Annotated in this window: 8 protein-coding genes; 3 read left to right on the top strand and 5 right to left on the bottom strand. The window is 36.9% G+C overall.

All coding sequences use genetic code 11. From position 1 onward, the window contains the following. Positions 1–197: 197 nt before the first annotated feature. From M4I44_RS15660 to M4I44_RS15645, 4 genes are all read right to left on the bottom strand, one after another. Positions 198–1061 (bottom strand): bestrophin family protein, encoded by an 864-nt coding sequence (locus M4I44_RS15660; RefSeq protein WP_249965289.1) that lies wholly within the window; start codon positions 1059–1061, stop codon positions 198–200. 27 nt (positions 1062–1088) lie between these two features. Then, positions 1089–2399 carry a TolC family protein gene (locus M4I44_RS15655; RefSeq protein ID WP_249965288.1) on the bottom strand — a complete coding sequence of 437 codons (1311 nt, stop codon included), beginning with the start codon at positions 2397–2399 and terminating at the stop codon, positions 1089–1091. Positions 2400–2476: 77 nt separating this feature from the next. Further along, positions 2477–5572 (bottom strand): efflux RND transporter permease subunit, encoded by a 3096-nt coding sequence (locus M4I44_RS15650; RefSeq protein ID WP_249965287.1) that lies wholly within the window; start codon positions 5570–5572, stop codon positions 2477–2479. 159 nt (positions 5573–5731) lie between these two features. Beyond that, positions 5732–6793, bottom strand: coding sequence for an efflux RND transporter periplasmic adaptor subunit (locus M4I44_RS15645; RefSeq protein ID WP_017498792.1), 1062 nt, complete (start codon positions 6791–6793; stop codon positions 5732–5734). Between the two features lie 717 nt (positions 6794–7510). On the opposite strand from M4I44_RS15645, the gene M4I44_RS15640 reads away from it, so the two are divergent. The 3 genes from M4I44_RS15640 (at position 7511) to M4I44_RS15630 (ending at position 9698) form a co-directional block, all read left to right on the top strand. After that, positions 7511–8107 (top strand): thioredoxin fold domain-containing protein, encoded by a 597-nt coding sequence (locus M4I44_RS15640; protein WP_249965286.1) that lies wholly within the window; start codon positions 7511–7513, stop codon positions 8105–8107. Between the two features lie 31 nt (positions 8108–8138). Then, on the top strand, positions 8139–8993 hold the full coding sequence (locus M4I44_RS15635) for a hypothetical protein (RefSeq protein WP_017498790.1): 855 nt from the start codon (positions 8139–8141) through the stop codon (positions 8991–8993). 102 nt (positions 8994–9095) lie between these two features. After that, positions 9096–9698: a PAS domain-containing protein gene (locus tag M4I44_RS15630; RefSeq protein WP_089078067.1), complete on the top strand. Its 603-nt coding sequence runs from the start codon at positions 9096–9098 to the stop codon at positions 9696–9698. A 332-nt stretch (positions 9699–10030) separates the two neighbouring features. Here M4I44_RS15630 and recG read toward each other — a convergent pair whose 3' ends face one another. Next, positions 10031–12139: an ATP-dependent DNA helicase RecG gene (gene recG / locus M4I44_RS15625; RefSeq protein WP_249965285.1), complete on the bottom strand. Its 2109-nt coding sequence runs from the start codon at positions 12137–12139 to the stop codon at positions 10031–10033. Between the last annotated feature and the right edge of the window lie 166 nt (positions 12140–12305).

Here is a 12305-nt window from a genome sequence, read left to right as displayed (position 1 = left end):
TCTTTTTAACACATAGAAACATAATTTTAGATCTTCAAATAAGGCGTTTCACTTGGAGTAAATCGCATAGCTTATGGGAGATAATTGTATTTCTTTTATCTGTTCTTTCAGTAGATAAAAACTTTTTTTTATGTATTAATTTCTTTAAAAAAAAAAAAAAAACATTGCTTTAATTATCAAACACTTATATCGTTTATTTAAATTAACTCTTCAATATGTTTTTTAATATTTTCGGAGATCTTTTTTGTTGGCAGATCATTTTCATCATCGCCAAACGGGTCTTCGATTTCTTCGGCAATAAGCTCTAAACTTGCCAGTACATAAAAGATGAAAACCACCACCGGTGCCACATAATAACCCAAACTTACTGAATAACCAAAAGGAAGTGTCATAGTGTAGAAGAAGATAAACTTCTTGATAAAAGCGCTGTAGGAGTAGGGAATAGGGGTGTTTTTGATTCGCTCGCAGGCACCGCAGATGTCTGTAAATGATTGTAACTCTTCGTTTAAAATAATAAGCTGTTCTCCGCTGATTTTTTTATCCTCGTACAGGTCGTTTATTTTTTGAAAAATTATTCTTTTAACCTGATTTGGTTTGTGTTTGTGATGATCGATTTCTAAATCTACATCTTCAAAAAGCTGTTTACCGGTGTCAGAATCGTGCAGGTGTTTGTGCAATACGGAAGCGTAGGCAGGGATAAATTTTCTGAAGAATTTTTTATCATTTTCTTCTTTCAGTATCGCCGAAAGTTTAATGGCCAGATTTCGGCTGTTGTTAACAAGACCTCCCCAAAGTTTTCGACCTTCCCACCAACGATCGTAGGCCGTATTGGTTCTGAAAACCAGTAATAATGAGATTACAAAACCCAACATCCCGTGCATGATCGGGATGTTGTGGATGTAGTCGTTTTTACCAATTTTAAAATACGAGACTTCCAGATATCCAACAATTGAAGAGTAAATTCCGATCGCAATCATGATCGGAAGTAGTTTTCGAACCGTATCCGATTTATGAAAATGAAAAATAAAAGTGAACCAATCTTTGGTGTTGTATGAGATCATTTGGACTTGTTTTGAAACAAATTTACTTTAAAAATTGATATTCCCCGCCAACTCTTTCAAAGCAATCTCAGATAATTTTGCCTGAAATTGTGCATTGCTGTAGCGCACCTTAGCATTTACATAGTTTAATTGAGCTGTTCTGAAATCCAGTGTTGTAATAGTTCCAATTCTGAATTTATCTAGAGTAATATCTAAATTTTGTTTGGCAATCGTTACGTTGTCTTCTTCTAATCCAATCAATTCTAAATTGGTTAAATACGTTTGAAAAGCGGTACTTAACTGAGTATCTAGGATCATGTTTTGCTGCTCAATCGCAATTTGTGAGTTTTCGATCTGTAGTTTCGCTACCTTTTCATTTCGGTGTTGATTGAACCCATCAAAAACGTTTAAAGTGGCGTTAAAACCATAGTTAAAACCTTTAGATGAGTTTTGACTTGTAAATCCAAGACTGGACTGACTTTCGTTAAAGTTGTATCCCGAAGTCAGGTTTACCACCGGATAACGGTCTGCTTTTACTTGTTTAAGCTGAAGCTCGGCAATACGTTTGTTGATAACCTGAGATTCTAAAGCCGGATTTTGTTTGTGAGCCAATTCTATTAAATCGACCAAAACGAGTTTATTATCTACAGCAACTACATTGGTTACGGTGAAATTTATTTTAGGATCACGTGCCAAATATTGGTTGAGTAAGATTTTAGCATTGGCATAGGATTCTTTTTGTCTCAGCAAAGCAACCTGATCTGAATTTAAATCAACCTGCGCATTTAAAACTTCCAGTTTTGATGCTTTTCCAATACTGAAACGGTTTTGTGCCAGCGTTAATCTTTGTTTCGAAATTACAATTGTGGTGTCTAATGCAGACAGTTGCTGCTGTTGCTGTACCAAATCAAAGTAAGCGCTGTTGACTTGTCCAATTTTGACCAATATCACTCTTTTCATTTCAGAATCACCCAGTTTTTGCAATTCTTTAAGCTGGTCCAGTTTGGCAAACATTTTCATTCCGTCAAAAACGGTCCATCCCAAGCTAACACCGTAGGCTAAACTGTTATTTTTAGCATTTCTTAAAGAGGTTGTAGTTCCGTCCTGACGTGTTTGTGACGAGTTGGTAACACTGTTATTGTCGGTTACCGAAGCTGTGGCCCTTGGCAACATTCCGGCGTTTCCAACTGTTACATTGGTTTCACTTATTTTAAGACTGTTTTTAGCAATCTTAATTTCGAAATTATTCTCTAAGGCGATCTTCATGGCGTCTTCAATGGTTAAGACTTCCTGCGCACTGATTTTTGTTGTACAGAACAACAATAAAACGAGACTTGTTACTATTATTTTAGCTTTCATGTGATGAAGGATTAGCTGCGATTCCACTTTTTCAGAAGAGATTCGCAGCTTCTATAGGATTTCAGATTTTATATCAATTATTTTGTGTTTCTTTCATATTCATCGATATGATCAAATTCAGGATAATGTTTTCTTGCTTTAGACCACATTAAATAAATGGCAGGAATCACAAATAGGGTTAAGGCTAACGAAAAGATGGTTCCTCCAACAATTACAACCCCCATACCAATTCTACTCGTAGAGGCAGCACCAAGTGACATTGCAATTGGCAAAGCTCCTAAAGCGATGGCCAAACTTGTCATTAAAATTGGGCGCAAACGTGCTTCTGAGGCTTCTAAAATAGCTTCCATTTTTGGTTTTCCCTGTTCGCGCAGCTGATTGGCAAATTCCACAATCAAAATACCGTTTTTTGTCACCAATCCAATAAGCATTACCGTCCCAATTTGGCTAAAGATATTCCAGGTCTGATTGAAAAGCCATAATGAAAATAAGGCTCCGGCAACCGCCATTGGTACGGTTAAGATGATGATAAGCGGATCGATAAAACTCTCGAACTGTGCAGCAAGAATTAAAAAGATCAGTAATAGGGCTAATCCAAAGGCGAAAGAAGTATTTGAACTACTTTCAACAAAGTCTCTCGATTCTCCACTTAAATCAGTGGTGAAAGTATCGTTAAGTACTTTTGCTTTGATTCTGTCCATTTCCTGAATTCCGTCGCTGATACTTTTTCCCGGTGCCAAACCTGCAGAAACTGTTGCAGACATATAACGGTTGTTGTGGTACAATTGAGGCGGATTACTTTGTTCTTCAATTTTAACCACGTTGTCCATCTGAATCAATTCTCCGCTTTTATTTTTCACAAACATCGAAGTCAGATCCAGTGGTTTCGAACGGTCTTTTTGATCAAACTGACCAATTACCTGATATTGTTTTCCGTTTTTAATGAAATATCCAAAACGCTGCCCGCTTAAAGAAAGTTGTAACGTTTGTGCAATGTCAAGGATCGAAATTCCTAAACTTTCTGCTTTTTCACGGTCAATACTTACGTTGATTTCAGGTTTGTTGAATTTTAAATTCACATCGGTAACTGAGAAAACGTCACTTTTGCCAACTTCTTCCATAAAAACCGGAATTTTTTCTCTTAGTTTCTCAAAATTCGGAGCCTGAATAATGTACTGAATCGGTAATCCTCCACGACGGTTTACGGCAATGGTTGGCTGTTGAATTACAGATGTTTTAGCATCAGGGTAACGTTTGGTCATTTTGGTCAATTGATCTGCAATATCTTTCTGAGATCTTTTTCTCTGATCCGGTTCAACCAACGAAAGTCTGATAAAACCAGAGTTAGTGGCCGAAGCTCCAAAACCCGGCGCAGTGATAACCAGACTCACTTTTTTCTCCGGAATAGAATCGTCTACCAATCTCGAGATTTCCTGCATAAAACGATCGGTGTATTCGTAAGAGGACCCTTCCGGCGTAGTCATACGCATGGTCACAGAACTACGATCGTCATAAGGCGCCGTTTCTTTTGGGAGTATGGTAAAAAACAAATAGATCAATCCAAAACAAGCAATCAGAATAGGGAAACTAAGCCATTTTTTTGCGATAAAACGATTTAAAGAGTCAGCATAACCGCTGTTAAGTTTCTCAAAGAAAGGCTCGGTTTTTACGTAGAATTTAGATTTTTTCTGTTCTCCGCCTTTCATCAAATAGGCGTTAAGCATTGGTGTCAAAGTCAGCGATACAAAAGCCGAGATTAAAACGGCGGCTCCAATGACGACCCCAAATTCCCTAAAGAGTCGACCAACAAATCCTTCTAAAAATATTACCGGTAAGAATACGGCCGCAAGGGTTACCGAAATCGAGATTACGGCATAGAATATTTCATTAGATCCTTTAATAGCGGCCTCAATTGGCGACATTCCTTCTTCTACTTTCTTGAAGATATTCTCGGTCACTACAATTCCGTCGTCCACCACGAGACCGGTTGCTAAAACAATCGCAAGCAGAGTTAATACGTTGATCGAAAACCCGAAAAGCCACATGATGAAAAACGTCGCAATCAACGAAACGGGAATATCAATTAATGGTCTGAATGCAATGGCCCAGTCTCTGAAAAACAAGTAGATAATAATGATTACCAAAATAATCGATATCCCTAAAGTTTCGGCAACTTCAAGTACTGATTTTTTCACAAAGATCGTATTGTCCAGTGCAATATTCAGTTTGATATCTTTTGGAAGATCCTTTTTTAAGGCTTCATACTTTTTGTAAAATTCAGATGAAATGTCCAGATAGTTGGCTCCCGGCATTGGTACTATAGCAAGACCAATCATAGGTAAACCGGACTGACTCAATTTTGTTTCGATGTTTTCAGGGCCTAATGCAGCTCCTCCAATATCGCTTAAACGAACAATCTTATCCCCATTGGTACGAATGATAATGTTGTTGAATTCTTCCGGTTTTGAAAGGTTTCCAACCGTTTTTACGGTTAACTCGGTATTGTTTCCCGTTAGTTTTCCTGAAGGTAATTCGACATTTTGAGCGTTTAAAGCATTACGAACATCAGATACGGTGCATTTATAAGCGGTAAGTTTTACTGGATCAATCCATAAACGCATGGCGTAACGTTTTTGCCCCCAGATTTGAACACCGCTGACTCCGGGAATAGTTTCCAGACGTTGTGAAATCACATTCTCGGCATAATCACTCAATTCGAGAGAACTTCTGGTGTCACTTTGTACCGTCATCGAAATAATAGCGTCACTGTCGGCATCTGCTTTAGAGACTACCGGCGGGGCGTCGATATCCTGCGGTAAACTTCTGATGGCCTGAGAGACTTTATCACGAACGTCGTTTGCTGCTTCTTCCAGATTTTTGTCCAGATTAAATTCAATAGTGATGTTACTGCTTCCCTGATTACTAGAAGAAGTTATGTTTCGAATCCCATCGATTGCGTTGACCGCTTTTTCAAGAGGCTCTGTAATCTGAGATTCTATAATGTCGGAATTGGCTCCGGTATAGTTGGTTCGGATAGAAACCTGCGCAGGGTCGATCGAAGGAAATTCCCTAACACCTAAAAAGGTATAACCAATGAAACCGAACAGAATAATTAAAAGATTCAGTACGATGGTTAAAACAGGTCTTTTTATACTGGTTGTTGATAAACTCATAATGTTATTTATGATTTTAGAGTTTAGATTTTAGATTTTTTTTTGAATAAAGCAGAAGAAAGAGTATAGAATAAAGAAAATAGATTGGAGCGTATTAATTGTCACGTTAGACGTCATACATTTTACAGCTAACAACTAACATTTCACATCTCACATTATCTATTTTTTCACATTCACTTTTATTGGTGCTTCATTTTTAAGCGACATTACGCCACTGGTAATCAGAGTGTCTCCGGCTTTTAATCCTGACAGAATTAAAATAGAAGAATCTGTTCTTGTCGTAGCGTCAACCATCACTTCTTTGGCTTTACCCATGTTGGCAATGTATACTTTTTTACCGCTTTGTACCGGAATTATAGCTTCTGAAGGGACTACAATGGCATCTTTTACAATGTTTAGAGGTAGTTTCACATCAGCGAAAGTTCCAGGGAAAAGCTTTCCGTCCACGTTATCCGCAATAGCACGAATTTGCAGTGTACGTGTAGCTACTTCGACTTCCGGCTCGATGGCGTATATTTTTGCTGTATAAACTTTATCGGAACCTGAAACGCTAAAATCAATAACAGATCCCGATTTTACTTGTGCGGCATATTTTTCAGGTATCGAAAATGTAATTTTTAGTTTACCGGTATTTACCAGTTTGGCAACCAGAACGGTAGGAGTGATGTAGGTTCCCGGCGAAATAGAACGCAAACCAACTTTTCCTGAGAAAGGAGCTTTAACTGAAGTTTTGGCAATTTGGGCTCTGATTAACTGACTTTGCGCCTGTGCAGAGGCATGATCGGCTTTAGCAACGTCAAATTCTTCCTGACTGATAGCTTCTTTCTGAAGCAATAATTTTGCTCTTCTTTCATTTTCGGCAGCCAGACCTTCACGGGTTACGGCTTGTCTAAGTTGCGCTTTTAGTTCGATGTCATTTACTTTAAAAAGCACCTGTCCTTTGTTTACAAAACTGCCTTCATTGAAATAAATGCCTTCCACAATTCCGGAAACTTCACTTCGAATCTCAATTTGTTCATTGGCTTCAATAGAACCTGATAGTGACAGGTTGTTGTCGAAGGTTGCAGTTTTAACAACTATTCCGGTTACCGTAGTAGGAGTGTCTTTGTCTCCAAACTTTTTCGATTCGTCGTTTTTCTTTTTATTCGACACGACTCTGTAGGCAATAAAACCTCCTAATACAATGATCAGTAGGGCGTAAACTAAGTTTTTTACTTTCATAAACTTGAGGTAAATGTATTTTTTTTGGTGTATGTTTTCAGTAAGCACACAAATTTAACTTTTTGTTGTGAAATCTGGAGAGCTTAGCTTTTATTTAACATTTGTACGTACAAACATTACATAAAACTAAGATTAGACTCTTTTTCTGTGTCAAGGTTTAATACAGAATTAAAAAAAATCAAGATAATTAATCAACGCGTTAGTTTTAAATAATATAAAAGTCGTTTAATAATAGTCCCGATGCATCGGGATATGTCCATATAAAAGTATATAAAAAGAAACCATAGTTGCACCTGTGTTCAAAATAACAGAAACACCTTATTCAAAAATATTAATTCTATGTATCTATGTATTAAAGAATAATTGCACCCAACGAGTTAAATCAGTTAAAGTTTACGTCTTTTAAGAACTTCTTTTCTGTGGTTTTACCCACAAAAAGGGTAGAATTACGGGTTCTGCGAATCAAAAAAATCCGACAAAGATATTTTTCGATGTATTTTGTCCGATTTTATTTGCACTTTATCGATTTTATTCGTAACATTGATGGGCTTAAACAAAATGATCTGTTTTTTTTGGAATAATAATGTATCTGAGGGTTAAGCGTTAAAATGTGTAGGTTTTTTATTTTATTTAAAGTTAAAATAGTTAAATAAATAAACAGTGTAATTAACAACTGTTTAGACATTTTTTAAGTTTCAACCCCAAATTTACTTGTTTATGCTAAAAAAATTACTCGTTGGTTTATGGATGGCATTGTTGGTTGTAGCTATCTCATTTCTCTTCTGGCAGAATGAATTTAAATATAGTCTGCCTACGCCGGTTCCTCAAAATTACAAAGCGATAGCTGTAGGAAGTAAGATTGATTTAAAATGCTGTTTGGCAGATCGGAAACCTATTTTTATCCATTTCTTTAATCCCGATTGTCCTTGTTCCCGATTTAACATTCCTCATGTTTCGGAACTCATTAAAAAGTATGGCGACAGGATTAATTTTAAAATTGTGGTGCTCAACAAAGAGAGATCTTTCACTATAGCCGAAATTCAGAAAAAATTTGATGCTAAAATTCCGGTTTATTTCGATCAGGCAATAGCGAAAAATTGCGGTGTTTTCTCAACCCCGCAGGCTGTTCTTCTGGATGATTCTCAGAATTTGTACTATCGCGGGAACTACAATAAAACCAGGTATTGTACCAATGCCGACAGTAATTATGCTCAAATGGCAATTGATTCCTTATTGAAACAGAATCATTCTCCTTCCTTTGATGCTTTAGCTCTGAGAGCTTACGGATGTTCGTTACCAAAATGCAATAAATAAACCAAATTCTTAACCAAAATCATTTTAATTTATGAAAACAAGAGCCAGTTTGAATGAACAAGATTATTTGCACAATTTCATGTCTACGATGACCCAACGATCGGACACCATTGTCAATTATGTTTTAGCGATTTATTTTCTGTTTGGAATTGCTTTAGCTTTTAAATATGATACGTTTGAGATCGGAGTAGGAGTGGGTGTTTTAAATTTGCTGTTGTACTATTCAGCAAAGTTTTTCTTTAAGAAATCTAATTTTTACCAGTATGTGCTGGCTATTGTTTTAGCTATATTTATGGCACAGTATATTTATCAAATGCATGGTTTGTTTGAGATGCATTTTACCGTTTTTATTGCCAGCACGATTTTAATTATCTATCAAAACTGGAAGCTTCAGATTCCTTTAACACTTTTGGTGGTGTTGCATCATGGGGCTTTAGCGTATTTGCAAAATCAGGTTTTCAACGACCCAAAAGGATTGCAATTGTATTTCTCGCAGGTTAATTTTGATGTAGAAACCTTTGTAGTTCACGTTGTTCTGGCCGCAGTGGTATTTTTTATGAACGGGTACTGGGCGTACTATTTTAAAGAACACAGTCAAAACCACATTTCTAAAATTTCAGACGAATACGAATTAGAGAACATGAAATTGGCTTCTGCAAAGTACAGCTCACTAACCGCTACAAAAGATTATAATGATTTTATTCACAGAACGACACTGGATTTGAAATTACCGGTAAGCTCTGTGCTTAAACTTATTGACGTTTCGAAAGGGCATACAGACAATGATAAATTATTAAACTATTTGGAGATGATGCGTGAAAGTGCCAAGAGAATTGACGATCTGGTAAACGATATTCATGTGAAATCTACTGATAGCAGAAATTAAGATAACAAATTTTAGTGTGTTTTAAATCAGTGATTTAATGATTGTAAAATACAGGCCTAAGATAAAAAATGGTATTGCTTATTAATTTTAAATACAGGATTTATGGACAACAGAATTACCCGCCCGACTCCATCCGACAGAGAAGTCGACTGGAACAAAACAAAAGTATTATTAAGTAAAACAGATACAAAAGGAACCATTTTATATGCAAATGAGGCATTTATTGATGTTTCGGGATATGATGAGCATGAATTAATCGGTCACGCTCATAATATTGTCCGTCATCCGGATATGCCGAAAGTAATTTTTAAATTTCTATGGGATAGCATTAAATCAAGTCAAAACATCCATGTCATTATCAAAAATATGTCTAAAACGGGACGATTCTATTGGGTGGTAACCGATTTTAAAATTATTGCAGATGATGATGGTGAAATTGTTGGTTATTTTGGAACCCGAAAATCAGTACCTGAGGAAATCATTACGAAGTTTATTGACCCTCTGTATAAAAAACTGCTGCATATTGAAGAGGTAAGCGGAATGGGTGCTGCCGAAGATTATTTGATTGGCTTTTTAGAAGAACGCAAAAAAACGTACATGGAGTATATCGATCATTTGATTGCTACAGGAAAAGACGACAAGAATAAAATAAGCAAAGGACTTTTTAGCGGTTTGTTTGAAAAGAAAGCAGCTCCTAAAAAATAGCAATTTCGTTAGAATACATATACTTCATTGTAAAAGATAAGCATTCAACTTAGAAGAATTTGTCCCCCAACGAATTCAAATCACCAAAAACATCAGTTGTTGAAGGCCTGGTCTTTACCACAATGAAGTATATTTTTTTATACATTTCCATGAGCCTTCGATTTGGCTTGTGATAATAACAATAGGTTTGCATTTAATTTAGTTTTCATAAGCCTTCGACTTCGCTCAGGGTGACCGTAGTGCTCTTGTTTAGAATATAGGTAATTCGCTCCAATCTTAACCCCTTAGCATCTGAGGATCTCAGCAACTTAGAACCCTAGTACCTCAGTACCTTAACTAATATAATTCCAAATATTTTTCTTCTTGGTCAGTTCGATAAAAACAGCTTTTAGTATGGCATGTTCCGGTTTTTGGAGTGGTGCGTCTTCTTTTAAGATTTTCATGGCATAATTACGAGCCAGACCAAGAATGTCCCTGTCGCGAACAATATCGGCAATTTGAAGATTCAGAACGCCGCTTTGTTGTGTTCCCATCAAATCACCCGGGCCACGTAGTTTAAGATCTACTTCGGCGATTTCAAAACCATCGTTGGTCTGAACCATGGTTTCCATTCGTGTTTTACTGTCGGAACTTAACTTGAAGCTCGTCATCAGAATGCAATAACTCTGTTCGGCTCCACGACCCACACGTCCACGCAGCTGATGCAATTGCGACAGACCAAAACGTTCTGCGCTTTCAATGATCATTACACTGGCATTGGGAACGTTAACACCAACCTCAATTACGGTGGTGGCTACCATGATATTGGTTTTGCCTTCAGAAAAACGTTTCATCTCAGCATCTTTATCAGCAGGTTTCATTTTACCGTGCAGAATAGAAATAGCGTATTGAGGTAATGGAAAATCGCGGGAAATACTCTCGTAACCGTCCATTAGATCTTTAAAATCCATTTTTTCCGATTCTTGAATCAATGGATAAACAATATATATCTGTCTTCCCAGAGCGATTTCATCACGTAGAAATTTCCAGACTTTCAAACGATTACTGTCGTATCGATGAACCGTTTGAATCGGTTTTCGTCCGGGAGGTAATTCGTCAATTACAGAAATGTCTAAGTCCCCATACAAACTCATAGCCAAAGTTCTCGGAATAGGAGTAGCAGTCATCACTAAAACGTGTGGAGGAATTTCGTTTTTCTTCCACAATTTCGAACGCTGTTCTACGCCAAAACGATGCTGTTCGTCAATTACAGCGAGTCCCAGATTCTGAAATTTCACCTTGTCTTCCAGTAGCGCATGTGTGCCAATTAAAATTTGTAAACTTCCGTTTTCCAGTTCTTCGTGAATTATTTTTCGAGCTGCAGTTTTACTTGAACCTGTTAAGAGTTTTATGTTGATATTTAGTGTTTTAGCTAATTCAGATAAGCCGATAAAATGCTGATTGGCAAGGATTTCTGTGGGAGCCATTAAGCAGGCCTGAAAACCATTGTCTATCGCCAAAAGCATGCTCATAAAAGCTACAATTGTTTTTCCGGACCCCACATCTCCCTGCAGTAATCGGTTCATCTGGGCATTGCTTCCCATATCGGAACGAATCTCTTTTATTACTCTTTTTTGAGCATTTGTGAGGCTAAACGGTAAATGATTCTGATAAAATTCATTAAAAAACGTTCCTACCATGGTAAAAGGATGTCCTTTTATTTTATGCTTGCGGATTAGGTTTTTGGTAATTAATTGAAGCTGTATAAAAAACAATTCCTCAAATTTTAATCGGTATTGTGCTTTCGCCAAAGCGTCAGTGCTTTTCGGAAAATGAATATTGAATAAAGCTGCTCTTTTAGAAATAAGCTTTAGTTCCTCGATTAAATAAGCTGGAAAAGTTTCGGTAAATAAAGCCTGAGTTTCCAGAAACAGCTGCTCCATTAGTTTGTTAATGGTGCGGTTTGAAATTCCTTTGTTAGCCAGTGTTTCGGTTGAAGGATAAACAGGCTGCATGGCTGAACGAAGACTTCTTTCATGTTCGCTCCACAATTCAATTTCAGGATGCGCCATACTAAATTGACTTCCGTATAGGGAGCATTTTCCAAAAATTACACAAACTTCATTCAGTTTCAGACTTTCGCGAATCCATTTATGCCCCTGAAACCAGTTTAAGTCCATTTGCCCCGTATCGTCTACAAAAGTTGCTACCAGCCGCTTTTTATTCTTTGCAAATTCGACGGTTTTGATATTGATTATTTTTCCAATAATCTGCACCTCAGAACCTGTATTCTGAAGTTCGTTAATTTTATAGTAACGCGTTCGGTCTATATATCTGTTCGGGAAAAAGTTAACCAAATCTCCGTATTTATGAATTCCAAGTTCCTTTCGAAGCAGCTGCCCACGACTGGGACCAACGCCTTTTAGGTATTCAATGGGGGTTTCAAGGAGATTGTTGGACATTTCGGTAATTGTAGATTTTAGATTTTAGAGTATAGAGCAAAGAATAAAGAGTATAGAACAAAGAGTCAAGATTTTAGAGTAAAATCTATAATCTTGCTTCTTTGCTCTATTTTCTATCTTCGAATCGCTTTCATAACTGCGAAGATAAATTTTAATTAGGAAATTT

The organism is Flavobacterium sp. B183, assembly GCF_023539155.1.
GTDB lineage: Bacteria > Bacteroidota > Bacteroidia > Flavobacteriales > Flavobacteriaceae > Flavobacterium > Flavobacterium tructae.
This window is presented reverse-complemented; position numbering and strand designations above follow the sequence as displayed.